At 32.7% G+C, this 25591-nt stretch carries 31 protein-coding genes; 2 read left to right on the top strand and 29 right to left on the bottom strand.

The window, feature by feature from the left end:
* Positions 1-17: 17 nt before the first annotated feature.
* From ACEPXD_RS08895 to ACEPXD_RS08865, 7 genes are all read right to left on the bottom strand, one after another.
* On the bottom strand, positions 18-155 hold the full coding sequence (locus tag ACEPXD_RS08895; protein ID WP_391123120.1) for a DUF3953 domain-containing protein: 138 nt from the start codon (positions 153-155) through the stop codon (positions 18-20).
* A gap of 373 nt (positions 156-528) precedes the next feature.
* Positions 529-1023, bottom strand: a complete 495-nt coding sequence (locus ACEPXD_RS08890; RefSeq protein ID WP_391122537.1) for a hypothetical protein — start codon at positions 1021-1023, stop codon at positions 529-531.
* Between the two features lie 605 nt (positions 1024-1628).
* The gene (locus ACEPXD_RS08885; RefSeq protein ID WP_391122534.1) at positions 1629-2501 is read right to left on the bottom strand and encodes a DUF2785 domain-containing protein; all 873 of its coding nucleotides are present in this window, start codon (positions 2499-2501) and stop codon (positions 1629-1631) included.
* Positions 2502-2571: 70 nt separating this feature from the next.
* Entirely contained in the window at positions 2572-2808 is a 237-nt protein-coding gene (locus ACEPXD_RS08880) for a DUF3977 family protein (RefSeq protein ID WP_391123117.1), read from the bottom strand.
* Positions 2809-2952: 144 nt separating this feature from the next.
* Positions 2953-3522 carry a VanZ family protein gene (locus ACEPXD_RS08875; protein WP_391122531.1) on the bottom strand — a complete coding sequence of 190 codons (570 nt, stop codon included), beginning with the start codon at positions 3520-3522 and terminating at the stop codon, positions 2953-2955.
* A gap of 229 nt (positions 3523-3751) precedes the next feature.
* Complete coding sequence (locus ACEPXD_RS08870; RefSeq protein ID WP_391122528.1) at positions 3752-4276, bottom strand: hypothetical protein; 525 nt, start codon at positions 4274-4276, stop codon at positions 3752-3754.
* 391 nt (positions 4277-4667) lie between these two features.
* Complete coding sequence (locus tag ACEPXD_RS08865) at positions 4668-5612, bottom strand: helix-turn-helix transcriptional regulator (protein WP_391122525.1); 945 nt, start codon at positions 5610-5612, stop codon at positions 4668-4670.
* 118 nt (positions 5613-5730) lie between these two features.
* On the opposite strand from ACEPXD_RS08865, the gene ACEPXD_RS08860 reads away from it, so the two are divergent.
* Positions 5731-6618 carry an alpha/beta fold hydrolase gene (locus ACEPXD_RS08860; RefSeq protein ID WP_391122522.1) on the top strand — a complete coding sequence of 296 codons (888 nt, stop codon included), beginning with the start codon at positions 5731-5733 and terminating at the stop codon, positions 6616-6618.
* A gap of 252 nt (positions 6619-6870) precedes the next feature.
* Here the strand turns inward: ACEPXD_RS08860 and ACEPXD_RS08855 are convergent, their stop codons facing one another.
* The 14 genes from ACEPXD_RS08855 to ACEPXD_RS08790 all read right to left on the bottom strand — a co-directional run bounded on the left by ACEPXD_RS08855 (position 6871) and on the right by ACEPXD_RS08790 (position 15877).
* Complete coding sequence (locus tag ACEPXD_RS08855) at positions 6871-7374, bottom strand: hypothetical protein (RefSeq protein ID WP_391122519.1); 504 nt, start codon at positions 7372-7374, stop codon at positions 6871-6873.
* 148 nt (positions 7375-7522) lie between these two features.
* Positions 7523-7900, bottom strand: a complete 378-nt coding sequence (locus tag ACEPXD_RS08850) for a hypothetical protein (protein ID WP_391122516.1) — start codon at positions 7898-7900, stop codon at positions 7523-7525.
* A 169-nt stretch (positions 7901-8069) separates the two neighbouring features.
* Positions 8070-8459 (bottom strand): hypothetical protein, encoded by a 390-nt coding sequence (locus ACEPXD_RS08845; protein WP_391122513.1) that lies wholly within the window; start codon positions 8457-8459, stop codon positions 8070-8072.
* 145 nt (positions 8460-8604) lie between these two features.
* Positions 8605-8817 carry a hypothetical protein gene (locus ACEPXD_RS08840; protein WP_391122510.1) on the bottom strand — a complete coding sequence of 71 codons (213 nt, stop codon included), beginning with the start codon at positions 8815-8817 and terminating at the stop codon, positions 8605-8607.
* Positions 8818-8958: 141 nt separating this feature from the next.
* On the bottom strand, positions 8959-9120 hold the full coding sequence (locus ACEPXD_RS08835) for a hypothetical protein (protein ID WP_391122507.1): 162 nt from the start codon (positions 9118-9120) through the stop codon (positions 8959-8961).
* A gap of 151 nt (positions 9121-9271) precedes the next feature.
* Positions 9272-9754 carry a hypothetical protein gene (locus ACEPXD_RS08830; protein ID WP_391122504.1) on the bottom strand — a complete coding sequence of 161 codons (483 nt, stop codon included), beginning with the start codon at positions 9752-9754 and terminating at the stop codon, positions 9272-9274.
* A gap of 256 nt (positions 9755-10010) precedes the next feature.
* Entirely contained in the window at positions 10011-10298 is a 288-nt protein-coding gene (locus ACEPXD_RS08825) for a hypothetical protein (protein WP_391122501.1), read from the bottom strand.
* 370 nt (positions 10299-10668) lie between these two features.
* The gene (locus tag ACEPXD_RS08820; RefSeq protein WP_391122499.1) at positions 10669-11259 is read right to left on the bottom strand and encodes a hypothetical protein; all 591 of its coding nucleotides are present in this window, start codon (positions 11257-11259) and stop codon (positions 10669-10671) included.
* 79 nt (positions 11260-11338) lie between these two features.
* Positions 11339-11668 (bottom strand): hypothetical protein, encoded by a 330-nt coding sequence (locus tag ACEPXD_RS08815; RefSeq protein ID WP_391122496.1) that lies wholly within the window; start codon positions 11666-11668, stop codon positions 11339-11341.
* A gap of 956 nt (positions 11669-12624) precedes the next feature.
* Positions 12625-13083 (bottom strand): hypothetical protein, encoded by a 459-nt coding sequence (locus ACEPXD_RS08810; RefSeq protein WP_391122494.1) that lies wholly within the window; start codon positions 13081-13083, stop codon positions 12625-12627.
* A gap of 174 nt (positions 13084-13257) precedes the next feature.
* Complete coding sequence (locus ACEPXD_RS08805) at positions 13258-13689, bottom strand: DUF4279 domain-containing protein (protein ID WP_391122491.1); 432 nt, start codon at positions 13687-13689, stop codon at positions 13258-13260.
* A 519-nt stretch (positions 13690-14208) separates the two neighbouring features.
* Positions 14209-14478, bottom strand: a complete 270-nt coding sequence (locus tag ACEPXD_RS08800; protein ID WP_391122488.1) for a hypothetical protein — start codon at positions 14476-14478, stop codon at positions 14209-14211.
* Positions 14479-14636: 158 nt separating this feature from the next.
* Positions 14637-14957: a hypothetical protein gene (locus ACEPXD_RS08795; RefSeq protein WP_391122486.1), complete on the bottom strand. Its 321-nt coding sequence runs from the start codon at positions 14955-14957 to the stop codon at positions 14637-14639.
* 158 nt (positions 14958-15115) lie between these two features.
* Entirely contained in the window at positions 15116-15877 is a 762-nt protein-coding gene (locus tag ACEPXD_RS08790) for a DUF4184 family protein (RefSeq protein WP_391122483.1), read from the bottom strand.
* 395 nt (positions 15878-16272) lie between these two features.
* Here ACEPXD_RS08790 and ACEPXD_RS08785 point away from each other — a divergent pair, with 395 nt between their 5' ends.
* Positions 16273-17508 carry an IS110 family transposase gene (locus tag ACEPXD_RS08785; RefSeq protein WP_391123114.1) on the top strand — a complete coding sequence of 412 codons (1236 nt, stop codon included), beginning with the start codon at positions 16273-16275 and terminating at the stop codon, positions 17506-17508.
* A 160-nt stretch (positions 17509-17668) separates the two neighbouring features.
* On the opposite strand, the gene ACEPXD_RS08780 is transcribed toward ACEPXD_RS08785, so the two are convergent.
* The 8 genes from ACEPXD_RS08780 to ACEPXD_RS08745 form a co-directional block, all read right to left on the bottom strand.
* Positions 17669-18154, bottom strand: a complete 486-nt coding sequence (locus ACEPXD_RS08780; protein ID WP_391122480.1) for a hypothetical protein — start codon at positions 18152-18154, stop codon at positions 17669-17671.
* A gap of 206 nt (positions 18155-18360) precedes the next feature.
* Positions 18361-19188 (bottom strand): aminoglycoside adenylyltransferase domain-containing protein, encoded by an 828-nt coding sequence (locus ACEPXD_RS08775; RefSeq protein WP_391122477.1) that lies wholly within the window; start codon positions 19186-19188, stop codon positions 18361-18363.
* Positions 19189-19450: 262 nt separating this feature from the next.
* Positions 19451-20287: a CPBP family intramembrane glutamic endopeptidase gene (locus tag ACEPXD_RS08770; RefSeq protein WP_391122474.1), complete on the bottom strand. Its 837-nt coding sequence runs from the start codon at positions 20285-20287 to the stop codon at positions 19451-19453.
* 402 nt (positions 20288-20689) lie between these two features.
* Positions 20690-21166, bottom strand: a complete 477-nt coding sequence (locus ACEPXD_RS08765; RefSeq protein WP_391122471.1) for a hypothetical protein — start codon at positions 21164-21166, stop codon at positions 20690-20692.
* A gap of 171 nt (positions 21167-21337) precedes the next feature.
* Positions 21338-21751 (bottom strand): VOC family protein, encoded by a 414-nt coding sequence (locus ACEPXD_RS08760; protein WP_391117405.1) that lies wholly within the window; start codon positions 21749-21751, stop codon positions 21338-21340.
* Between the two features lie 125 nt (positions 21752-21876).
* Positions 21877-22398, bottom strand: coding sequence for a GNAT family N-acetyltransferase (locus ACEPXD_RS08755; protein WP_391122468.1), 522 nt, complete (start codon positions 22396-22398; stop codon positions 21877-21879).
* Positions 22399-22530: 132 nt separating this feature from the next.
* Positions 22531-22791, bottom strand: a complete 261-nt coding sequence (locus tag ACEPXD_RS08750) for a hypothetical protein (RefSeq protein ID WP_391122465.1) — start codon at positions 22789-22791, stop codon at positions 22531-22533.
* Positions 22792-23220: 429 nt separating this feature from the next.
* Positions 23221-24498: an IS110 family transposase gene (locus tag ACEPXD_RS08745; protein ID WP_391122421.1), complete on the bottom strand. Its 1278-nt coding sequence runs from the start codon at positions 24496-24498 to the stop codon at positions 23221-23223.
* Positions 24499-25591: the final 1093 nt, after the last annotated feature.

Genomic DNA, 25591 nt, shown 5'->3' with positions numbered 1-25591 from the left:
TTGAAGTAAAGCACCCGTTAGTGGAGGAAAATGTAAGTTGAAGCTAAAAGAAAAAATACTGATGCTACAAACAATATAATAGCATTTGTCTTTCGTTTTGACTTCAATTCAGATAACCCGGCGAATAATATCATTGTCCCTACAAGTAACAACATATAGGGAGAAAAAACTTTAGTAAAAGTACCAGTAATCAAAGCCCAAATAAATATAATGATTAGCACTACCGTAAAAACAGTTCTCATAACCCTCAAGGTAATCCTTCCTTTCTTTTTGCACAATAATCTACAGCCCTGTGTTGCTTTCGTACCCATTACTTTAACTGGCAATATGCTTTACAATTCACTAACGACTACGCTTTTTGAATAAAGCAACAAGCCACCAAACCAATATACAAATTTCGCGTTCAATTAATCTCTCTCCTTCTTCAACTAAACTGCTGCGTTAGCTCAATAAGGAAAAAGGCTTTACCCCTTATTGAAGTAAAGCACCCGTTAGTTGAATAAGTACTCCTCAGTACCATTTATGCAATCACTCTCTATCGGAAGTCAAATCAAATTCATATTGACCAAAAACATTTTCATACCCTCTTACCTTAAATAAAAGTTTCCCTTTATTATCAGTTCCGGTTATTTCTAAAATAACTACTACCTTACTTGGTTTATAAGACGGTAAATAAGCTAGACTCTCAACTTCTGCCTCAGTTTTGTTAATTGGATACTGTAAGTATAAACTTCTATCATTACCTGTGTCTTTTATTTGATGACTATATCGACTCGTTTTTTCTCCGGGTTTTAATTGATTGATAGTACCTAAATCCTGATATACATGATAACCACTAAAAGAAAAATAGAAGTTTAAATCCGTTATTGCTTGTTTACTTGAATTATAAACTTCAATTGTCACACCATTATCGTATTTTAAAAACGCTCCTTGCTTTGCCCATCTCAATAAGTTCGAAAATACCAAAAGAACCAGAAAAAAAGAAATAATGCCGATTATTGTGTATTTCAGTATTTTTTTCATTTTTTTCTCTCCCTTTCTACAACTAAACTGCACCGTTTGTAAAAAAGGCTTTACTCCTTATTGAAGTAAAGCACCCGTTAGTTGAAATTCTTTATACCATCCTTTTATTTCTTATTGGAAAATAAAAAGGAAACCAAGGTAAAAATAAGACCAAGACCAAGCCCAGTCCATTTGATAGCATCAAGTGTGCTTTCAGATATATTTAGCAATATACTTAAAAGAAGAGTTAGCATTATTACAAAATACCCACCCCACTGAAAAAACTTCCGTTTATTTGTTGTTAGTTCCATTTCGTTAGGCACATCCTTTCAAAAAGTTTTATTCAACTAAATTGTGGTTTTAGTTCAATAAGAAAATAGAGCCACCTAAGCAGCTCAATGATTTTTTACTAAAGCACCCGTTAGTTGAAGAAGCTATTGTCTTGTTAAGATATATTTTGAGGAGAACTGTACACCCGTTCCATTTGATAATAGTAAGCTAATTTATTTAGGTAGCAGTCATCAAGAAACCCATTGTTCGAAAAATGAAACTACTTTTTCTCAATAATAAAAGAGTGGTTGCCATCAAAGTTATAATACTCCTGTTAGCTATTTAACTCTTAACTTCTAATAAAAAAAATTTTCGGATAGACACTTTTCAATACTCTTTTGAAGAGATATTAATTCACTATTTGTATTAACTTTGATATAAAAACTTTTTAAGAATGTCTTACAGTTAGAATATAAGAACCAATACTCTTCTTCCTCTATCTGTTCTTTTCGAATTTTTAATTCTATTGGTACATTTCGTATTAATGTTTCTATTTCTTCTTGTTCCAATCCGTTATTTAGCATTTCTAGTATAGGAATTAAAATCCTTTCATCTTCATTGTGGACATATACATAAGTTGAAACAAATACCTTATTCCATAGTACTTTTAATATTTCTAAGTAAAATTTCTGATCTATTTTTGAACTTTTTACAAGTTCATCAATAGCGTCACTTACATGAGCTATACTATGAGCCCAGCCTTTTACAGATATATATCCTCGTAAATCCTTCTCCAAGTTAATATAATCGATTAATTTATCTTTTATTTTAAATACCATATCTTGGGACATAAAGTTGTCTTCATTATCCCTATATAGAATAAGTGCTATTAAAAGGGTAGTAAATGACCTTGTAAAAACAGTATCAGTTTGATTCTCCCCAATTCCTTTAAATAACAAGTCACTTAAACACAATTCTAATAGTTCATTTAATAACTCATGCTCAATTTGATTTCTTTCTATAATTAATTGATAAAAAGAGCTATAAATTAATTTGTCTCTAAGTTCACTATCAGTTGAGCCGATATGCTCAACCATAGATTTGACTATATTAGCTTTACTTTCTTCTTCCCAAGTTCTACCCCCGCTCTTAATTTCCATTAAGATTTTTTTCAATTCAATCGCCTTCATTGGAACAGCATTTTTATAACTTAATTCTAACCTTTCCATATCATCTACCCCTTTTTCTAATATAACAACATTCTTATTAAACTAACCTGCTGCTTTAGTAGAACAAGATTTAACCACTGACTATACCAAATATAACCTTAAATTCATTACGGTTTTTCTTTTGTCTTTTAAATCCTTCTTTTAAATCTGCTATTAAAACGGTTTTACCAATCCAAATTCTTAAATACAAGGAGTAGAACTTTATTGGTCCTTTTATTCCTTTCTCCTCATATTCCGTGCCATCTACTAACTCTGTTTCAGTCCTAATTATCCATGTGTTTCCTATTCCGAATTCAATGAATTTCAAAATCAACTCACCCCAATAGTCGAACAATATAACTTTTATTGTATCATTAAACAAATATTCCTTCTTCAACTAAACTGCTGCGTTAGTAAAAAAGGCTTTACTCATTATTGAAGTAAAGCACCCGTTAGTTTAATAAGAAAGGCATTAAAAATGGCTGTTTGATGGTCTCTTATATAACGAAATACTCGGGAATCTAGAGTTTAAAAGGTTCCAAATTATGAACCCTAAAAAAGTTCCAATAGTATTTAATATTACATCATCTATATCTGCGGAACGCCCCATAGGAATAGAAAACTGCACCACTTCAATAAGAACAGAAAACAGAAATCCTGTTAGAATTACAAATAGTTTAAGATTCTTTTGATATGATGACTTTTTCAAAGCTAGAAAAAAACCAAAAGGAACAAATAGTAATATATTTAGCCCTAAATTTCGAATAGGTACGGTTATATCAACTGAATGAAATATAATATTGTACATTCCAATAAAAGGTACTAAGTTAACAATTCTCAGCATTTCAGTACCATATGACTTCGGATAAATCGTTACTAATAAAGTTCCAATTATACTAAGACAAAACAGAACGTTAACAATCACTCTTTTCAAATCTAATTTTTTCTTTTTACTAACTACATAAGCAATAATACAAACTCCTAAAATGATTATTAAGAATAAAGGAACCAAACCTCCAAATGCTCGCCATAATTGAACCACGATAACACTCCATTCAGGAAAATATTGTATAGATATTATAACGTAACAAATAAACAAATTGGGAAGTGTCCTTCTTCAACTAAACTGCTGCGTTAGTTTAAGTGTAACATTTCACAATGAATAGCCGAAATCTACCTGATGTTTTGGACGTAAAAATAGACCATCGAAATGATGGTCTTGTTTAACTAAAGCACCCGTTAGTTGAATAAGTTCAAGCGAAGATAAAGTATCATATGAGGTCTTTCATAGTTATTTCTAGTGTATCACCATCAAGTTCTAACTCGAGGTGATTATCCCAGTTTAAAAATTCATCACATGTTATTGATAGCCTATTATTCGACCATCTACTAAATTTAATTGTGTCCATTTGTATAGGGCTTTCCAACAGTTTCTTGTCTTTTAATATTGACTCAATTTTTTCAATGTGATAATAATCAGCAATTACGAAAACTCCTGACGGTGTCACTGTTAAACTTTGATATTGAGGTTGCGATTCATAATTGGTTAACTCTCCACTCTCGCAATCAATTTGAAATAAATAATCAGAAGTAAGAACTAGAACAATGTTAAATTTCTTTGATAATGCCACAGCCCGTGGAAATCCTCTTAATTCACCGCACCATTCATTAAAATCACCATCCTCAAATTTTATCCAAGTCCAACTTTGGGAATTCAATGAATTTGAAACGTCATAAATTATCTCCTTGTATTGACCTGAATAAGGTTGATTTATTATCTCTGCTTTAGTTATCACTTGGTCGTCCTCCAAAAAAAGGTTCTGTCATTAAATATTCAACACAATAATGCTGTATCCGACTTAAACTAACCTGCTGCGTTAGTAAAAAAGGCTCTACTCCTTATTGAAGTAAAGCACCCGTTAGTTTAAGTACAATTCTTCACAAACTTATTAACTTTGTAATTCTTCATAGTTAATCTCTTCAATAATTGAATCCTGTTTTTTTAGCCAGGTGTTCTAGAATATTAGGAGACATATATCGTTGTAACTCTTCAACAAACGATTGAAGTTCATCTGAAATCGAGAAATTCATATAAAAACGCCATCCTTTCCTATAGTCCTAGACAAAGGATAACGTTCTTTTCGTTTTAAGGATAGCTTGCAATTTCAGCTTTGTTGGCAATTTTTTTTACCTTTTCGAATATTGATTGACTACTTTTAATGCTTCTTCCTGTAAGAATTGTATTAATTCAACCGGTTCCTCAATAAATATTTCAGCACCAAGACTAAGGAACATCCTTCCTACAAAACGAATATCTGACTCTTTTATTTTTTCTTCGATTACTCCAGTACCATCAGGATTAACTTGTATCCATTCCCCTATAGGATGAGGGTCTAATATTTTGCATCCGAATTTTGTTAATCGAGCTTTTAAAATAAATTCCCTTGTTGAATTATCTGATTGTTTTAGCCATTTTTCAACTGTCATATCGATAGGAATAGATTCAGTAAAATTTTGATTAATTTTAAGGGAAACAATCCGATCGACTCGAAACGTCACAGTATTGTTACGCTTATAACAAAACGCTAGAGAGTACCATAATCCATTAGATATAAAAAGTCCGTAAGGAAAAATTGTCCGAATTGAATACCCAGAGAGAGAATCATATTCTATTTCCACATGATTTCTTTCTAATGATGCCTGCAATATATCTTTTAGAAAAAGGTTCTTAAAGCTTCTTCGAGGAGCAGCGATTGCTAATCGAGCTTTTAATTGTTCGACTTTTTGAAGCATTTCGACAGACATGGTGGCACGTATTTTAGTACGGGTAGACATATTTTCATATTTAAAGGGTCCATCATTCTTCTCTAATAATTCATACGATAGAAGTAGCCCTGTAGCTTCTTCTGCTGTTAATGATATCGGTGGAAGTTTCTGTTCCCTTATAAGACTATAACCGCCATTCGGTCCAGGTGAAGACAAAAGAGGAACCCCCATTTCACTTAATAGTTGCAAGTCTCTAAGCATTGTTCTCCTTGATACAGAAAACTCATCTGCTAATTCTTGAACCGTAAATCGGTGTTTTGTATTTAATGAAATTAATAATTCAAGTAATCTTCCACTTCTAGACATGAAAATATCTCCTATTATTAGTGACGTTATCTGTCACCAATATACGATAAGATATAATTGAAGTCACGGATTTTTTAAAAAATAATAGCGTATAAGGAAAATAATGGGAGGTTTTATTATGAAAGAACATATGATAGATTCAAATGGCGTACGAATTAAGGTTTATGAATACAGCCAGACGGGTGAACCATTGCTATTACTGCATTATATGGGTGGAAGTTCTGCCATTTGGAGGAGCATAATTCCAAGCTTTATGGGAAAATATCGCGTAATTGCCATGGACATACGAGGACATGGTAAATCAGATCAGCCACCAACGGGATATCAACTTGAAACCTTAGCTGAAGATGTTCGAGCGGTGCTAGATTCTCTTGAAATTGATAAAGCTTATATCGTCGGAAGCTCACTCGGTTGTTATATCGGCACAAGGTTTGCATCAATGTACCCAGAAAGGGTTCTTTCTTTAGTTAATTCCGAAGGGGCCTTAGTTAATAAATCCGAAGGATTGCATACTGAAACAAAAGAAGAGCATTTAAATAAATACTTTTCCAGTCCCGAACAGGAATTTGAGTCAAGGGAAGCGTTGATACAGTTTATGAAGGAAAACTGGCTTCCTTGGAGCAAAGAGCGTGAGCTGGTGATGAAAGATTATGAGCCTCGAAAACTGGAAAATGGGAAAGTAACTTTTATATCTAAGAGAGATACGCTTCGACAAATAGCTGAAGATCTTTATGATAGAAGAGTAGAACATTTGTATGAAAACATTCAATGTAGTGTGTTATTTCTGCCAGCAGAAAAAGAAGGTGACCTTAACAAGAAGTTAGAGTTTATAAAAAGTGTTAAACTTAAACTAAAAAAAAGTAAAACGGTTGTTATTCCTGGGACGTCCCATGCAATGATGTTTGACCACTCAAAGGAACTGATTTATGAGATTAATGAGTTTTTGAATATCCAGATAAAAGAAGTTGAAAATAATGTAAGGTACTTAGAGAAAAAGAATTTCTAATCTTTCCTGAGAATAATTGTAACTATTCAGATGTAAAGACGGTTAAATAGAAAAGCTATCTTAATTTATAAACTAAGATAGCTTTTTTTGTTTTGGTGGAACAATAGATTTCTTAACTTGATGGGGATGGCGAACAACCAACAATTAAAAGTATCGAAAATACTGCTATTGCTAATCCCCCCCCATTCTCTCCTTAATAAATAGAAAACCTTCTTCTTCAACTAAACTGCTGCGTTAGTTGAAGAAGGTTATTTATTTATTTATTTTTAAGAGGCATACTTTCAAAGTTTCTCCTTTTACGTCTTCCTCCATTTGATCATCATCTCTAACCTCTTCAAATCGAAAGCCATCGTGATATGGAAACCTTAGAAACTCCCAAATAATAGGCTCAAGTTTATGTATAATTTCGATTTCACATCCGAATGGTAGGTTAGTGTCATAATCTGATATCAAACTAAACTTGATTTGTGCAGATTGCCAATCGAACCAAATATAAAAGAGCATTCCATCTCGATTATTTGAACCTCTTATTTGTTCACGTCTGTTCGTCATCACTCTTCGGAAAAAATCCATGAAATCTTCCACTACTATCTCAGTCGCCAATTCCTTGCTAATAGACATTGACCAAGTGTTGTTTGCTGTTTCTTCGGCTATGTCTTGCATATTATTGCCAATAAACAAAGGGTCAACAACTATTTCTTCAAGGGATTGAAAAAACTCATTTTTATCCATAATTTCTCCTTCTACAAATAACATTTAATAAGATTCATTTTACTACTTCTTCTTAAACTAACCTGCTGCGTTAGTTCAATAAGAAAAAAGAGTTGCCTTAGCAACCCATGTTCTTCATCTAAATCCTCCGTTAGTAAAAGAAGCACCTATTTCGTACCAAGTACGCCTTCATTCAGGAAATCGAATTTGATACTTTTACTTTTTTATTTTGTTCGTATATCTCATAAATACTAATAGCAATAACAATCCATAAGACTGGATTTTTCAAAGAAATTCCTACTTGTGAAATACCACCAAAAACTGTAAATGCAACAACTAACAAAAACAAATACACCGTTGAAACCATTTGCCAAAGTAGAATTATTCTCGAGTTATCTTTTTGAAACCTGTTAGAAAAAATACTGAAAAATACAATGATTATCAACAGTACAATCACAAGAGATTTAGGCAAATAAATGAATTCAATTAAATCAGGAAAGAAATCATAAGCTAATAAAGTGGTCATTAAAAGTAGCATAAGTACAATAACAAATACATTAATTTTCTTCATTTTGTCACCCTTCCTTTAGTCCTTGTACGTATGAATAGCATAAATAGTTTCATATTACTCTGCCTTTTTGTGCTTCGCTTATTGTACTAAACTGCACCTTTAGTTCAATAAGAAAAATGCTTTACTCCTTCTTGAAGTAAAGCACCTCGTTAGTTGAATAACTTAGGTTTTATGGTGCTAATTGGAGAAAGTAATTCCTTATATCTTTTGGCAATTCATCAACTGCAAGCACTTCTAACTTTTTTGTACCTGGTGAAGTCATAATCACAAAAGTTCTTTCATCATATTCAAAAAAAGTGAATTGACCTACACGATTTGGAGACGTATCCAAACTATTTATAAATTCAAAATCCGCTTCTTTAAAATTATCTTCATACCCATCTAACATTAACTTCTTTACGTCTTCAAAGTCATCTGCAAATGAAATTGCTTGATATAGTTCTAACGAATTTTTAGGTGTATAGAAAACATCATAATACGTTGCTCCACCAAATATTACTAAAACTACTATTAAGAAAGCAATCCGATTTTTCAGTGTCTTTTTCTTAGAAATCTCCACGATATTAACTCTCCCTTCTAATCCCAACTGTACAACAAAAGTTAACACTCTTATTTCACTAACCTGCTGCATTAGTAAAAAAGGCTCTACTCCTTATTGAAGTAAAGCACCTGTTAGTGCAATAAGGACTTTTAAAACTCTAATATTATTTAGAACTTCTTATGACTTTAAAAGACAAACTCGACAAAATAAACGAAACAACAATTAGTATTGGAGTTACAACAAAAATTGTTAATAGGTCAGTTGTAACATTCCAAGGCACATAAGCATTCCACAGCACGCCCATAAATTTCCATAAAGTACAAAAAATAAATATTACGAATAAAAAATAAATAATATTCGCTAATACTTGATTCATTTTATATAACCCCCAAAGCATTGAAATGTTATTTGTTACAAAATACAATATCCTTGTTCAACTAACCTGCTTCGTTAGTAAAAAAGGCTTTACTCCTTATTGAAGTAAAGCACCCGTTAGTTGAAATACATAATCTATTTGTTATGTATCATCTTTTTTAAACAATCCGATTAGGGTAAGAATAAATCCAAAAATCAAAAGATAAAACTCGTATCCTGCTGTTCGAAATGCTATTTCGTGTGGAATGTAAATTGAGACCAACATTATTGCTATACCTAATAGCATAATTTTAGTAGACCGCATAATATCCCCCTTTTTTTATTCAACAACACTCTTCAACTAACCTGCTGCGTTAGTAAAAAAAGCTTTACTCCTTATTGAAGTAAAGCACCCTTTAGTTCAATAAGAATTATTCATTCTCCTATACTCAATATCATTATTTTTTTCAGAGAGTTTAATTAATTCTTCCTTTTAATAATGTTAGAATTTGATAACCATCCGATTGAAATCCTGCGTATGTTTTTAACACTTTGGGATACCTAATAGGAATAATAGTAAGGATGAACAGAAAAAGATTGATGTATATAATTCCATTTAAAAAATTCCTAGTTCCATAATGTGTTACTTCTGCTGATATAAAATAAGCCCCAATAAATAGCAACACAGATACAATTGGTCCCCCAATAAAAAACAATATACTTTGAACAATTGAGAAATTAGTCATATTCTTCACAGCACAGAAGCCCGAATAAGCAAAAGTGATGTGGAAGGTAACTCTTCCGATTCGAAAATTTTCTTTATTGGACTCATTAGTAGTGCCAAGATACACATATGCCTCCTCTTTAGAGAACATAACGACACAAAGTGCGTGACCTAGTTCGTGTAACAGTACTGAAACAGGTATTCCTATTAAATAAAAAAGAATAAATGAAATCATTTTCAATCACCTCATGAGTTTACATACGTTGTAAATCCGTAATAGTTTCACACTAAATTTCAATGCAAAATCAAAGAAGCATTAATTTTTCTTATTAAACTAACCTGCTGCGTTAGTTTAAGTGTAACATTTCACAATAGACGCCGAAATCTACTTGTTATTTTGGACATAAAAATAGACCATCGAAAAAATGATAGTCTTGTTTGACTAAAGCACCCGATAGTTATAGATAAGACTTACACAATAATTGCATAAGTCATAATTTCTTACGTTTTCGTTCTAAAAATATAGGTGCTATATTTAGCAAGATAGAAACAATTGTCAAAAACCAAAATGCCCTTGCCATACCAGGTATTACATCCGATAACGCCGCCCAATCTTCCACTTTTACCCACCGAGATAGATAACTGTAATCTGCACAAATTGTTAATGCTGTAAATGATAATGCCATCGCCATAGCAAGCTTATAATCCTTTCCTGCTGCATACAAAGAAAGATTTATAACAGTTATTACTATTGAAATAACCCCTAATATTGCCCACATAACTATCCCCCCCCTTAAATTCTTTTATTATCTACGATAGACAATCTTCTTCCACTAAACACTCGACGTTTTAAACGAATTGATGTTCCAATTTTCTTAAAAATGCGGAAAACCCATTTTTTTCTTATTGAACTAACCTGCTGCGTTAGTTTAAGTGCATTCTTTCACAATCTTTATAATAATCGTAACATAAATTTCCAATATAAAATCAAGCTTTTTTACAAAGCTACACTTTAATCAGGTTCAACTCGACCGAAAACAACCGATTTCCAGCCGCTTTTGCGTTAATCCTTCTTCCCATAAGTTTAGGAGAAAATAAAAACAGCCAAAAGCCTTGTTATATAAAGGTTTGGCTGGTTAGTAAAGTTAGTTATTTGAGCCTTTCTATTAAGCAAACACTAACAACATCTCTTAATGCTTTATATACTCGTGAAGTATTTCTTGCAGTCTCATGATAGTCCATTTGAATACTTATTAATGTGTTTGCAATAATGTGGGCTGCTAACGGTGAATGTCCCCCATCACCATTATTTGTTTCCCATACATTTATTTCATCTTCAGCCTCTAAAGAATCAATAAATTGTTTTACAGGTTCTGGATCTATGTGGAACGCAGACTTATCTCTCACATACTTAAGGTTTGTCTTCTTCAATTCAGTAACTTCTGTACTTTCTAAATAATGCCACGATTGTTTTACGTAATCTTCCCATGTATCAGAATATGTTATTATATTTTTCCCAACAAAATATTCAAACTTATGTAGCGTCTCCCCGATACTGGCTATATTTATAGCAAGTGCAAGGATATGTTCATGGGGTGGAAGTTCAGTTCTATTTGCTTGTTCACCGACATACCATTTAGCGGATGAAATTGCAAACTCTAGACTGCACAACAACTGAATTAATGATACCAATGTTGTATCATTTTGGTTTAGCTTTTCAGCTTTTATTCTCCACTCCATTTATATCGCTCCAATTCCAGAAAAAAATTAATTTCTATATGTTACTCAGCTAGGACATGTATTCTATCTTTATTCCTTATCAAGAATTATTGATAAAATGTCTAATTAAAGAAAAATAATATACTTGATTTACGGTAATTGCAGTTACTTCTGAACTCACTTGCTCCCCATTTTCACGCCTTAAATAGAGCGGATAAACTTTTTCAAATGTGCTATACTTTAATCTTCTTTCAACAGTTAGTTTGCTTGAAGGTTTATGTTCAATCGCTTTATTTATAAATATAGTTTCTCCGTTGGTAGTAGCAGAAAACCATACAGGATCCTTTTTTACTTTCGGAACAGTAGGAAGCTCGATCCTATTTCCCTTTAATCTATTAACTATTTCATTCCATGCTTGTAATGACGTCATTGTTATCCCCTTTATCTATTTGTTTATTTTATTATTAATATAATTATTCTCTAATAAATTCAAAATACCTTCAATTATAATCCAAAGGCTACATGCATAGGCTTTGTGTCTAAGTGATACAGTTTAAAATAAAATCCTCCTGACACTAATCATTTTACGATTCAGGTCAGGAGTTTTTTATATTAGCCTTGTTTTCATGCTAAGTGATTCATCACCATTTCCGATACTAATCAACCAGATGCTTATATAGAGTATGTATTGGATAGGTAAAAAATTCTTCCTTCTGCTCCTTATCCAATTTATTAAAATAGAATCTGGCTTCTATTTTATTATTTAACAAAACACTACAGCAACTGCCCCGTTTAGTAAAAATACCTTATAAATATAAAAAGAGCAACGTCTATATAGACGTTGCTACTCGATTGGGCATTACCATATATTGGATTATTTTTTTTTTGGTCGATTTTCAGTCGTTTTTGCGTTAATCCTTCTTCCCTTAACTTATGGAGAAAATAAAAACAGCCAAAACCCTTGTTGTATTAAGGTTTTGGCTGTTTTAAGGAACGCTGGTTATTTGCGTTAATTATGATATTAAAAGGTCTCTTGGTCATGAACGTTTAGAAACTACTGAAATCTATTTAGCAGATATTTTCGCTCTAGAAGATCATGCTATTCATAGTTGCAAACCGGAGTTGTTTGGAGAGTATATATAATAGAAGAGATTAAATTTTACAAGTTGCTCTTTAACCCTCAAATAGCCAAAAAATAAAAGCATCCATTTTGAAAAAGAACGTTCAAAATGGATGCTTTCGTTGTGATTTTACTTGATTATTTTAGTGTTCCTTCTTCAACTAAAGCACCCGTTAGTTTAAGTGTAACTTTTCACAAACATTGCTTCATTAATTTTAAAGAGAATGTCCTTGTGGAAGAGTAGCACCGTTTAAAAGCTAAAATTACTATTCTAATAACTCTACCCATATTGAATAATCTTTTTCAGGTATATTTAGAACATATTGATATTTCTTCAGTTGTAGATTTTCAGTTGTGCCAATAAAGCCAGCTTGAAAACAATTTCCTCCAGTTGCAATACTTTCACTGTCTGAAGGTTTTCCAATTCCAAGCGATTCTAAGACAACCCAACCTTTCTCTCGTTTTTCAACAAGTGCTACAAAATATTGAGTTTTATTTTCACTATTATCACTAATTACTACTTCTCCTTCTCCTTCTCCTTCAAAAACATATATTTTTCTACTAACATTTACATCCACTTCCTGTATAACGTTCATATTGTTAACAAAACCAAATTCTGATTCTAATAACTCTATTGCCTTATCAGGAGTGTTTGAATACAAAACCTCATCTTCTGTACAGGCAACTAACAATAAACTCAATATAACAATTGGGAAATACTTCATACTACCCCACCCCCTTTTTTATGGACCTTACTTCTTTATACGAACCAATTGGAATAAAGTTGAAAAATATTTATTTAATTAACCTGCCTCGTTAGTAAAAAGTGCTTTACTTCTTATTGAAGTAAAGCACTCGTTAGCTTAATATCATCTATCCACTTCTTCCAAAAATATTAGCTACACTTCGTCTAGTTCGTTATACGGATATGCATACAAATCAATATCAAAAACTGCATCAATTTCAGTAGCTAATTTACTTGCCCTCGTGTAAATGGCAAGACCTGGAGTACGCCCGTTATTTATTTCAATAACAATGTAAAATTTGGCTACTAAATTATAATCTTTTTTCAAAAGCAAAATATCAATGACTTTTGATTCCAATTTATCAATAACAGGCATTAATACTTCATCCACATCAAGCGTTTCTTTATATCCCAAACCATATTGCCAAGTGGTAGAGAAATAATGTCTAGCTGAATTTAAAGGTAATGGTTCTCCTACCTTTGTTGTCCTAGACGGCTGTATATTCAATCTTTTGGTTACCTCATCTAATGGAAAATCATCATCATTGCTTAGGCTAAAGTAAGCTTGCACTCTTGTTTTTTCCAATATTAATCCCCCTAAAAGCTTTAAATAATTTAGTAATCACAAAGTAATTAAGCTATTCCTTATTCAACTAAACTGCTTCGTTAGTAAAAAAAGCTCTACTCCTTATTGAAGTAAAGCACCCGTTAGCCATCCATGAAGCGCAAAATCAACGCTTCACCACAGAGCATGAAAATGGATACCACTGTCTATACTGTTTCTATGGCTGGCGAAGAAGGTCGATACACTATGGTGCCATAGAGCCCATCCGTTAGTCTGACTCCAACGATCTCGGTGCATCACAGACTGTCGCACCCTATATGGGTAGCACTTATGGGAGATTAATCCTTTTTGATTGGTTGCACCAGCCTTGCCTTTATTTCAGGAAGAATGGAGATGTTTCTTGATTTACCTACTAACTCAATATAATCATTCAGAAGGCTCAGCCTTTTTTTAAAAAAGCTTTTTCTGAGTCTCTTTTGTTATGCAATTTTATGGATTTTGAGCGTTTCTTAATTTTCATGGGAGTTGAATAAGAAATAACTAGAAATATAAGAAATATGAAAGAGAAATAAACAAAATTAAACATACAATACTACTAATCCAAGTCAATTTTTTACTTATTCCTACTCTTTTTTCTAAGTAATTGATATATCCATTCATTAATATAAAACCAAAAAGTATTAATGCGTTCCCTATATTATCATTTTCTTTAACCAGATACCTCATTGCAGCTAAAGCAATAAGTATGGTTCCGATTGTACCCAAAATCATATTGAAATACAGAGCTTGTTTATTTTCTTTCAAAACCATCCCTCACTCTAATGATATTTTACCTAATATCCCTTTCATTTGTTGAACTATTCTGCTGCTTTAGTTGAATAAGAAAAAATGCTTTACTCCTTCTTGAACTAAAGCACCCGTTAGTTTAATAAGGTAAGTTTTTTACATCTGGAGCTTAAAAGAAACCTTTAGAAATAACTTCTATAATGATAAAGCGTTACTGCGATTGTTATGATTGTGTATGCCAAAGATGTGTAAAAAGCAATATTAGGTGAAAACTCAAACTTTTGACCTTCCATTCTAATACCTGTGGAACCTTGAATCGTCATATCCAAGTGTCGAGAACCATAACTACCCTTAGAAGTAAAAAACCAAATAATAACGGTAACTGCTAATCCAATGAAAAATGAATAGTCAAAGAATTTTGTATGTGTGAAATATGTTATACCAAAACTCAAACCTAATAAAACTAATAATGATATAAAGATGGTTATTAATCTTCGTTTCATATTGTCTTATCCCCCTTTTTTTGCATCTAAACATATTAATAAGTATACGATTAAATAAATACTAAGTTTCAAAAATGTATCGTTCTTTTTGTTCAACTAACCTGCTGCTTTAGTTCAATAAGAAAAATGCTTTATTCCTTCTTGAAGTAAAGCACCCATTACTTTAATAAAGGATCTCCTGTCTTTGCTCTATTAAAGTGATTAAAATATAATGAAACAACTAACAAACTAATCAAAGCCGAATCTATTATTCGAACAACAATAATGCCATAAAATTCAATCGAAACTCTATCAATGAAATACCATAAACAAAACAAAAGTGCAGTTAACAATGCTATTTGACCCCAATACTTGAATTTTTGTTTCGGTCTTGTAGTCTCATTACTATTACATCTATTCCTTGCTGTTCGAAAGTACATATATACTATAATCACAGTAATACCAACTATTGTGCTACCGTGCTGAAGAAACTTAAAGATTGGGATATTAAAATCAAAAATATGAACAGTATAAGAAAGGATTGATAAGTTTGTCACCATAAATCCTCCAAAATGAGTGAACGAATCCCAGACTACATGGGTTAGCATTCCAAATAATGCAGAATACAAAAATACAAATATTTTTAACAAACTGGGTGAACTTGTTTTTTGATTATATGTATCTTGCAATACAGATGGCAAATGACTAAATAAGGTCCTATGTATACATATTTGATAAATAAAATAAACGACTACTAAGATAGGAAGATTAAAAGCTATAAATCCAAAGAATGTATGACCAATCTCACCATATGGCTTTCCTCGTAGAAAATACTCAAAATCAGGTGACATGCTACCTAATACCAATGCAAAGAAATTAACATATTTACTATTTCTTGAAAAAGGTAAAACTACTGCTGGATGAGCAAGAGTCAACGGCATTTAATTTCACTCCTAGAATTTGATTTCAAAAAACATCTTTTCACATTTTTATTATAGCAAAGCCTTACTTCACTAACCTGCACCGTTAGTTCAATAAGAATAAAGGGTTTCCTAAGCAACACATGATCTTTAACTAAAGCACCCGTTCGTATTATAAGGTCAGCCAGATATTTCTGGTTGACCTTTTTTTATATCGATATATGATTGCGGTAGCCGGGGTAGAACGTAAGCACCCGTGGGGCTAATGATCCCGTCAACTAAACAGTTCGCCCCCTACTTGTAGAAACATGATTGAGGCTGGTTGGGACTCTGATCTCGTATAACAAGCGAAGCTATGATACTACATGGAGGAATAGGGGTTACCGGTTAATTGTATGACAAGGAGGAAAATAATGATGAATCCAGTAATTGGTCTGGATGTGACAAAAGGCGAAAGTCAGGTTCAAGCATTCTTGGATAAAAAGCAACCATACAAAAAGAGCTTTAAAGTAGCACATACACTTGAAGGGCTGACAATTCTTTTAGAGTTTATTAGAGAAATAGAAGAGGTTTCTGGAGAAAGGCCCCCCATTGTTTTGGAATCTACAGGCCATTATCATACACCAGTTGTTCAATTTTTCGAAGACAGAGGATATTTATTAATCATGGTTAATCCACTCGTTTCGTATCGAGCAAAGAGCTCCAGTTTACGTAAAGTAAAGACTGATATCATATACGCTCGTCATCTCTGCGAGATGTTTTATAAGGAGGACCTAGAGCCTTATAAACAACGAGGAATTCAGCTCTTAAATTTACGTAACCTTACAAGACAACATGAAAATATTACTGGTATGTACGTACAAACTAAACTACAATTCCAATCCGTTTTAGATCAAGTATTTCCTGAATACTGTGGGGTTTTTGGAGATTTGTATTCAGACGTTTCCTTACTTTCATTACAAGCATTTCCTACATCAGAGGAAGTATTGGCAATTAGTGAAGAAACAATCGCCAAAAAAATAAAAGAATTATGTAAAAGCCGTTCGCAACAATGGGCAAACAATCAGTCAAAAAAATGGAAGGCTGCCGCAGATCGCAACCCATTCCAGAAAACCTTATACAATAGTCTTATCTTAAGCATGGATATGTATATTAAAATGCTTCTGGAATACAAAAAACATCTATCCAATCTGGAAAAAGAGATAGATGCTTTAGCGAAAAGCATGGAAGAATATAAGATTCTCCAATCCATCCCCGGTATCGGCGAGAAAATCGCTGCAACGATTATTTCGGAGATTGGGGAAATTGATCGGTTTAATCACCCTAAAAAACTAGTTGCCTTTGCAGGAATTGATCCAAGTGTTTTTGAATCTGGTACATTTAAAGGTACTTTGAATCGGATTACCAAAAGAGGTTCTAGTAGACTACGACACGCCTTATATATGGCCGTAAAAAGTGCCATTCGTGATAGTCGCAAGAAGAAAACGACAGATGAACTCATTCCTCGAAATAAGAGGTTACGGGAATTTTATGATAAGAAACGTGACGTAGGAAAGCCCTTTAAAGTAGCTGTTATAGCATGTGCGAATAAGATTTTACATTGGATTTATGCACTTTTAAAAAGCAAATCAGATTTCCAAGATCTAGCCTAGTTCAAAAATATAACCAAAGAGCCTAAACCTTTCCAAACACAGATATTTGAAAGGTTATTTGGCATGCACAATTTTAGTATAGCATGAACTATTTTTGTTTTTCATTAATAAATATTGACAAACTATTGGCTGGTTTAGTTGAACAAGAAATAGTGGTCTTTTATAAAACTTCTACCACAAAAGTGTAGGATATTTCACCATTTGACCATTCCGCTAATATCTCATAGATATACTGACCTTTACTAGTCGGTGCTAATAATTGATTATTTTTTAACGTAACTTCTTTTTCCCTTCCTCTTTCATTCCATTGGTAAAGGGATATCCTAGGATTTTCTTCAATCTCAATATTTATGTTTGTGTTCGGTTCTACCATAATGGCACTAAAATTTTCAGCTATTTGGTATGGAGATGCGGCATCGGTTTCTACAACTTGAGTATCTAGACCTTGTTTTCTTTCCCATCTATAATTTCCAACTACAATTTCATACTCTTTATCATTAACACTAATCGAACCTGTCATAGATGGGGGAAATTCATTTTCACTGGCTTTCACTTCTTTATCTATTTCACTGCTATTGTTAGAACAACCAGTTATACATAGTGTAGAAAAGACGACCATTGAATAAATTAAAAGTTTTATTCTCAAAAACATACCCTCCTTTTTCTAAATTAGACATTAATTCTCCTAAAAAGTTTCATTTCTTGTTGAACTAACCTGCTGCTTTAGTTGAATAAGAAAAAGGCTTTACTCCTTCTTGAAGTAAAGCACCCGTTAGTTTAAGTGAAACATTTCACAAAGCTACTTGTTTAAATGAAAAAAAGGGATGTTTTTACACCCCTATTTCATTATGATTAATTTTTCTCTATCATATTATTACAATATGTAATCAAAAATTTTGAGAATCTAAGAGTTTTATCAATTCGCTCTATATTTGAGCTGAAAATATTTGCTTTTATACCTTTACGTATACTCATTGCTTCCTCTATAATACTGTGCCATTCCACTGGAATTTGCGTTAATCCATACTCACCAGCGTCCAACTTAGAAACAATATCGTACTCCTTTAGAGTAAAGAACTGACGTAGTAATCCAAGAACGTTCCATTCTATTTCAAAATCAATTTTGTCTGTAGGCATCTTAATTATGTCATTAATTGAACTCTCTGCCATTTTAATTCGACTTGCCCAATATGTATTCATATTTCCAAGTACGTAAGAAAATAATTGCTGTGATTGAATTTCAAAATCAAAGTCCTTGGGGTCTGGTCCTATTATGTTGATTCCCTTGTTTTTTAACATCCACCAAGTTACAGGGTTAAAATTAAAGTAATCACCGTAATGTAGTTTTTCATTGTTATAAAATTGATAACTAAAGATAAAATCACTGCTGTTAGTATAGAGTTTCCCCAAATCCCTCCAGTGAATATAAACTCCGTCCATTTCAGGTTTTTTATATTTTTTTGCAATCGTTGAATGAATATAAGATAAAGCACTCGAATCTTTCTCTGTTAAAGGACGGTTTGTTATAGTGATAAAGTCAATATCACTTGAATCTTCAACATAAGCATTAAGGGCAATTGAGCCGTGTATATATAACCCTTCAATTATTTTAGGTAAATGTTCATTAAATAGGGTAATATACTCGTTTAATACTGTATTGACGATTCTTGGTAATGCCATTAATAATCCCCCTAAGTATTTGTCTTTTATTTCTATATTTTATCGCAATATTTTTTATTTTCATAATAAATTATACCTTCACTTGTTTTACTAACCTGCGGCTTTAGTTCAATAAGAAAAAGAGCCACATAAGCAGCTCAAAGTGCTTCAAGTAAAGCCCTCGTTGGTTTTTGAAGTAATTAAATTAAGCATTAGTCTCACTTGCATCTTTCAGAGGGCAGATAAATCGCTCGTTAGTAACAAGTCGTTCTACTATGAATGTTTAAATAATAGGGTACCCTTTCTCAACCGATTTCCAATTATTCTTTAAAAATGGGATAATCCAAAGCAATCCGATAATTATTAATATTAATGACAAAATAAATGTTGGTATTAGTGGTAGTGGTGTTTCTGTAGATTGTACCGATTGATTTCCAAAAACTAATATAAAATAAATATCTCTTACTGCCACAATAGTATTAAATGACATATGAACAATAATAGGTACAATTAAACTGCGTGTTTTAATATACAAAACACTTAATATAATAGCAAAAATTGTTATACCGAAAGCGTTTTCTAAATGCAATACTCCAAAAATGATTGACGAAAGAATAATACCTTTTTTAATACCAAATTTAGCATTTAATCGTCCTAAAAGATAACCTCTAAAAATTATTTCTTCGCATACAGGACCAATGAAAACAAGAGTAATTAACTTAAATATAAATAGCCAAATTTTTAATTTTTGACTTGACAATACCCCTTCAAATCCTGTTGTAGTTTCTGGAATAATAACAATAAATAAAGCTGTGAGTAATAACATTATCCCCAATCCAAAAATCATAGGCATTATTGCTGAAGCTACCATTGTCCTGATTTTAACTGGATTAATTTTCAAAAAAAACGCTCTAATAGAAGAGCTATTCCTTTGTAATCTCCTAATAAACCATAAGATTGGAACTATGTATAGAATAATGATTATCATTATTCGTGAAATAAATTCATCTGAAAATTGTTTTATAAACGAAAAAGATGAAAATAAAACAGAAATAATAAATGCAAAAAACATCCAAACCAAAAGATGTCTAATTTTTGAATTTTCAAACACTCTATTCATATATTATTCCACCTTCTATAAAAAAATAGCAATGAAAATTCAGACCAAATAAATTATCCTTTAGGTTATTAAATCAACCTTACTGGTCCATCAGCATACCATTCAGAGAATCCACAAATGCTTCAAATGAAAAATTAAAAATCTATTCCCCAACTACACCATTAATAAAACAATAGTGAATTTCCATTATATCCTTTTCTATCCACATAATCACCTCTTGTTAGGCACAAATTTATTCGTAATTTAAAAACCCTACTTCTTAGGAAGAAGTAAGGCTATGTTAAATATCCTTCATTCATAATATATTACCTGCTTATTCAACTAAACTGCCGCGTTAGTTCAATATAAAAAAATGCTTTACTCCTTCTTGAAGTAAAGCAACTGTTATTCAAAGATGAATCACTAATCATTTAATCCTAAAAAAATATTTGCCTCATTTTTAATCCTTGATATTACTCCATCTTCATTAAACTCTTTAGGTATATCGCCATATCGTAATTCATCAATCATTTCACTTACTTCATACCACTCCATCAAATCATCTGGATAATGTAAATCTAAAGCAACGATCTGATAAATCATATAAGTTAAATCAAATATCACCGAATGATCATTTTCTTCTATTATTTTATTTGCTAAATGACCTATATAAGCTCTAGCACTTATCTCAAAGGTTGGTTTCTGTATTCCCAACTCATTTAAAGCTCTTTTAAAATAAACTTCCACTTGGAAAATATTTTCACCATTTAAAAATGAAGAAATTATATTTACGGAAGGTGATGACACATAATTTTCTAATATGTTATGAGACCAATTTACATAGTCCTCAGTAGAAACAGTTTCCTTTTGCATTTTATAAAATAAAGCATTTGTTTTCACTTTATTAACCACCTTATAGGTACTTTTCCTACAACCAGATTATAACCCTAATTAAACTAACCTGCTGCGTTAGTTGAACAACGTTATAGTTTATTTAAAGTTCACGTTAATTCCCCATATTGTTTCTTTGAATTGCTTCTACCAATTAAGAAAATTCAAGTTAATTTTTCTTTAGTTATTCAAATAACTACAAAGTTCAATTAAAGTTCCATCAGTTGATGCGGGATTAACATAAATGAGCCTTCTTCCACGCGTGTTAGTACGTAGTGTGTCCTCTAGAAAACGAACTCCTTTTTTACTAGCCTCGAGTATTGCTTTGTCCAAATCGTCAACTCGATAAGCAATATGATGCACCCCTTTTCCTCGTTGCTTTATAAACCGAGCCATTGGAGAGTTCTTGTTGGTTGGTTCCAGTAATTCAATTACTTTATCATTGGTTCTGACAACAGCAACGTGTACTTCAACACCAGGTGTATCACTTGTATAACGGTCCTCTAATAATCCGTTTAATACATTAAGATAAAAGGGAAGAGCATCATCAATACTTCTAACAGCAATTCCAACGTGATCTAAAACATATTCCAATTTAGTTCCTCCGTTCAATATTATTATCCTTCACCCTCGAAAAAATCATTTTGTTCCACTATCCTGCACCTTTAGTTCAATAAGAAAAAGGCTTTACCCCTTCTTAAAGTAAAGCACCCCTTAGTTCAATTAGCCTTCTCAATCTTTTCTTTAACTTCCGAATATATATAATGGACCTTATCAAAAATAAATAATTCTTTTTCCTTAAAAAAACCAATCTTTTCTGCTACGCGAATTGACGGAACATTGTTAGGGTCAATAATACTTATTTGCTTATTTAAACCCAATTTATTAAACCCATATTCCTTGCAAGCTTTGGCTGTTTCAGATGCAAAACCCATTGACCAATATTTTTTGTTTATATGGTAACCTATCTCGACTTCAAAATTGTCATTAACTTTTTGTTTAACAAGACCACAATCACCTATAAATTCATTAGTATCCTTTAAACAAACAGCCCATAATCCATAACCATCATTCTTGTATCTATCTTGATTTCGATTAATCCAGTCTTTTGTTTGTTGAAAACTAAAAGGTGCAGGATAAAACTTCATTGTTTCTTTGTCAGAAAGAATCCCATGCAAAGGAATAATATCCTCATCTTTAAACTGTCTTAAAAGCAACCTCTGCGTCTCAAGAACAATCATTTCATATCACCCTTCCTATGTAGTAATCCCTAGTTTTAACAATTACAATTTGGATATTGATTATATTGCTTATTGAACTAAACTGCTTCGTTAGTAAAAAAGGCTTTACTCCTTATTGAAGTAAAGCACCCGTTAGTTGAAGTAGATGTAGATTATAAACAGTGAAAAGATAGCTATTATAGATTGAATCCATAATATTTTTTTACTTATACCAGCTTTCCCTTCGAGATAATTCATGTAAATCATTGTTAAAGGAAAACCTATCAAAGCAAATGAAGAACCTGTACCACCAACAGTTTCATAATATTTCAATAATCCTACTGCAATAATTATGAGTCCTAATGTACCAATGAACATATGTAAATATAAAATACCTTTATTGTTTTCCTCCAAGTTGTCTCTCTCTATGTACTTATTCTTTCTTCTGTAAATTAATCTTTGTTCAACTAAACTCCCTCTATAAACATTGAGATATCAACGGTTTTCCTCACTTCGTGATTAAAGAAAAATATTTTTCTCTTCTCTGATAAACAGAGTCTTGAATTTATAGATTTTATTACCAAGTTGAGCGTACGCTTCGCTAAAACTAATGGAAATCATTAGCTTTTTTCTCTATTATTTCGATGCACAATGGATCTCTGCGATGCTTATGACGACGTACCCTCCCATGTCTCTTAGCGTCAACGCGCTTACATTCCTTCGTTCGGTCTATTCATAAGGCAGAGGCCTGCTAAGCTGCCCCGGGGACTCATAGTCTAAGTTTAGTGATATTGCCGGCTTCTCCGTATCATCCTTTTTGTTATAGCTCTTTGATTGAAATGCTTACGCTGCCTCTCCGAGACAGTAGAGATCTTTCATCATAAGTTGCTCGTTAAAATACACTTTCTTTTTACAAATCCCATGTAATATTTTTAGTAATTTACCACAGAGTACTACCATCGATTGCTTGCCCCGTAAGGGATTCTGATTCCTTGTGGTGTAGTATTCATGAAGTTGTTTGAATGCTAGGTTATGCCGAATCAAAGGAACAATCACTTTGAAAAGGATATGTCTAAGTCTCTTACGTCCACGTTTTGATATATGTTTTTGACCCTTATGTTGACCAGAAGAGTTTTCACGTAATGTTAGTCCCGCTAGTTTAATGAGTTGGCGTGGATTTTCGTAAAGTGAAAAGCTCCCTACTTCGGAAAGTAGATCAACAATCGTCGCATCACCTAAACCTGGTACTGACGCGAGTAGGTCATATTCCATCGTTGTCTTTGCCATTTCAGTTAATTGGTCATTCACTGCTTCGATTTCAGCTTCTAATAAGCGAAACTGACGTAGGAGTGTGGCGATTTCATGTTTGGCCATCTTTTGTCCTTCTGTCAGTCCAATAGAGTTTGAAGCCTTTTCAATGAGTAGCTTAGCTTTTGGTAGTTGTGGAGCTCTCATACCCCCTACCTGACGGTAGAGAAATACAAGTTCTTCCGCGGTTTTCCCTTGAATGTCCTGTGGCATTGGTGTTCTTTCTAATGCAGTAAGTGCCATTTTTCCGAAAGAAGGAAAGACTTGAGTGAATTCAGGAAAATATCGATCGAGCCAACGAATGATTCGATTTTTAATACTTGCTAGATCCTCCGTTAACTTTGATCTAAGAGTAGAACCAATCCGTAGTTCAGCTTCTACTTCTTTTAATATTCGCGGATAGCTAAAGCGTCCATCTTTCAATAATCGCGCGATGACTAATGCATCTTTTTTATCATTTTTAGTCGGCAAATTATCATCAAGTTCTTTCGAACGTTTGACGTGCATTGGATTTACCATGACAAGTGAAATGCCGTATTGATCTAAAAAATAGGCTAAGTTCATCCAGTAGTGACCTGTTGGTTCAATGCCGACGATGACTTCCGTTTTCTGTGTTTCCAGCAGCGTTTGTCTAATCTTTTCATACAAACTTTCGAATCCTTCTTTTGATTGATGTACAGCAAATGCTTTTTCTATTACGCGTCCTCGTTCATCGACAAAGCAGGCGTAATGCACGTGCTTCGCTATGTCAATACCAACGACGAGTGTATTTTCAGTTACTTGATTAATTTTGTTATTCATTTTAGAATGCATTTAGGAGTCCTCCTTGTAGATGATGGGTCAATGGTCGTTGACACTCAGCATCATACTAGAGGGCTCTTTTTTCTGCAAGACCTCGAACATCTTTCAAACAGGAATGCTGCCCCTTTAGTTGAACAAGTATAAAGGCTTTTTACTGACAGCCTTGTTCTGCTAAAGCACCCGTTAGTTGAACAAGCAAGTTACAAATCGCAACTGTCATCCGTATTATTCCTCTTCTTTTTATCACCAAAATACTTCCAAAGATGGTATGTCGACCAAAATAAAGCTGGAGATATAAGTATTAAAAATGGTGTAACGTAAGTTTTTTCAAGAATATAATCAGGGGTAAAAACAGCGAACAAGACCAAGATAATTATAGCTGGAATCAAGAGAATCCAGTAACGCTTGTCTTTAAAAGTGCTAAAACTCCACATACAATCCTCCCTGTACCAACATGTGATTTTCAAACTAAAGATATCCATTTATTATACAACACTGTTCAACTAACCTGCTGCGTTAGTTCAATAAGAAAAAGAGTTCCCTAAGCAACCCATGATCTTTAACTAAGCACCCGTTAGTGTAATACCAAAAACTATCTGACATATTGAAGAATTAACTGATATAATGCTATGCAAAGTCCCAAAATACTTGCTTTCATTTTAGATGGATGGTTTCTTTCGCTGCGGAACAAGTAAAAGAAAACAAATATAAATCCCACCGGAATCCATAGCTGAAAGTCACCTTCTTTTGTACTGCGAGAATAAATTGGAGCAATGTAAGTGCTTATCATAAAATAAAAAAAAACCGTAAAACGTCGTGTTTCTAATTGCTTGCTCCACCTTACTAAAAAGAAAATAATAATTATTGCAATAATCGTTATGTGTAAAGGGGGAAGCATAATAGCACCGTTCCCAAGTTTGAATTCCATTCAGTATCGCCCTCTGTTTTTATAGTGTATCATCATTTATGGTAAAATTAGGAACAACTTTATTTGAATTCAAACATCCCCCCGTAAATATCATTTAAAGATATTCCTTATTCAACTAAACTGCTGCGTTAGTAAAAAAGGCTCTACTCCTTATTGAAGTAAAGCCTCCGTTAGTTT

The organism is Psychrobacillus sp. L3, from assembly GCF_042945595.1.
Lineage (GTDB): Bacteria > Bacillota > Bacilli > Bacillales_A > Planococcaceae > Psychrobacillus.
This window is presented reverse-complemented; position numbering and strand designations above follow the sequence as displayed.

What these genes read in the sequence shown, in the direction of transcription:
- ACEPXD_RS08895 (WP_391123120.1), bottom strand. Translation starts at nt 155, where the DNA reads ATGTTGTTACTTGTAGGGACAATGATATTATTCGCCGGGTTATCTGAA.
- ACEPXD_RS08890 (WP_391122537.1), bottom strand. Translation starts at nt 1,023, where the DNA reads ATGAAAAAAATACTGAAATACACAATAATCGGCATTATTTCTTTTTTT.
- ACEPXD_RS08885 (WP_391122534.1), bottom strand. Translation starts at nt 2,501, where the DNA reads ATGGAAAGGTTAGAATTAAGTTATAAAAATGCTGTTCCAATGAAGGCG.
- ACEPXD_RS08865 (WP_391122525.1), bottom strand. Translation starts at nt 5,612, where the DNA reads ATGTCTAGAAGTGGAAGATTACTTGAATTATTAATTTCATTAAATACA.
- ACEPXD_RS08860 (WP_391122522.1), top strand. Translation starts at nt 5,731, where the DNA reads ATGAAAGAACATATGATAGATTCAAATGGCGTACGAATTAAGGTTTAT.
- ACEPXD_RS08855 (WP_391122519.1), bottom strand. Translation starts at nt 7,374, where the DNA reads ATGTTATTTGTAGAAGGAGAAATTATGGATAAAAATGAGTTTTTTCAA.
- ACEPXD_RS08850 (WP_391122516.1), bottom strand. Translation starts at nt 7,900, where the DNA reads ATGAAGAAAATTAATGTATTTGTTATTGTACTTATGCTACTTTTAATG.
- ACEPXD_RS08840 (WP_391122510.1), bottom strand. Translation starts at nt 8,817, where the DNA reads ATGAATCAAGTATTAGCGAATATTATTTATTTTTTATTCGTAATATTT.
- ACEPXD_RS08835 (WP_391122507.1), bottom strand. Translation starts at nt 9,120, where the DNA reads ATGCGGTCTACTAAAATTATGCTATTAGGTATAGCAATAATGTTGGTC.
- ACEPXD_RS08830 (WP_391122504.1), bottom strand. Translation starts at nt 9,754, where the DNA reads ATGATTTCATTTATTCTTTTTTATTTAATAGGAATACCTGTTTCAGTA.
- ACEPXD_RS08825 (WP_391122501.1), bottom strand. Translation starts at nt 10,298, where the DNA reads ATGTGGGCAATATTAGGGGTTATTTCAATAGTAATAACTGTTATAAAT.
- ACEPXD_RS08820 (WP_391122499.1), bottom strand. Translation starts at nt 11,259, where the DNA reads ATGGAGTGGAGAATAAAAGCTGAAAAGCTAAACCAAAATGATACAACA.
- ACEPXD_RS08815 (WP_391122496.1), bottom strand. Translation starts at nt 11,668, where the DNA reads ATGACGTCATTACAAGCATGGAATGAAATAGTTAATAGATTAAAGGGA.
- ACEPXD_RS08810 (WP_391122494.1), bottom strand. Translation starts at nt 13,083, where the DNA reads ATGAAGTATTTCCCAATTGTTATATTGAGTTTATTGTTAGTTGCCTGT.
- ACEPXD_RS08800 (WP_391122488.1), bottom strand. Translation starts at nt 14,478, where the DNA reads ATGGTTTTGAAAGAAAATAAACAAGCTCTGTATTTCAATATGATTTTG.
- ACEPXD_RS08795 (WP_391122486.1), bottom strand. Translation starts at nt 14,957, where the DNA reads ATGAAACGAAGATTAATAACCATCTTTATATCATTATTAGTTTTATTA.
- ACEPXD_RS08790 (WP_391122483.1), bottom strand. Translation starts at nt 15,877, where the DNA reads ATGCCGTTGACTCTTGCTCATCCAGCAGTAGTTTTACCTTTTTCAAGA.
- ACEPXD_RS08785 (WP_391123114.1), top strand. Translation starts at nt 16,273, where the DNA reads ATGAATCCAGTAATTGGTCTGGATGTGACAAAAGGCGAAAGTCAGGTT.
- ACEPXD_RS08775 (WP_391122477.1), bottom strand. Translation starts at nt 19,188, where the DNA reads ATGGCATTACCAAGAATCGTCAATACAGTATTAAACGAGTATATTACC.
- ACEPXD_RS08770 (WP_391122474.1), bottom strand. Translation starts at nt 20,287, where the DNA reads ATGAATAGAGTGTTTGAAAATTCAAAAATTAGACATCTTTTGGTTTGG.
- ACEPXD_RS08755 (WP_391122468.1), bottom strand. Translation starts at nt 22,398, where the DNA reads ATGATTGTTCTTGAGACGCAGAGGTTGCTTTTAAGACAGTTTAAAGAT.
- ACEPXD_RS08745 (WP_391122421.1), bottom strand. Translation starts at nt 24,498, where the DNA reads ATGCATTCTAAAATGAATAACAAAATTAATCAAGTAACTGAAAATACA.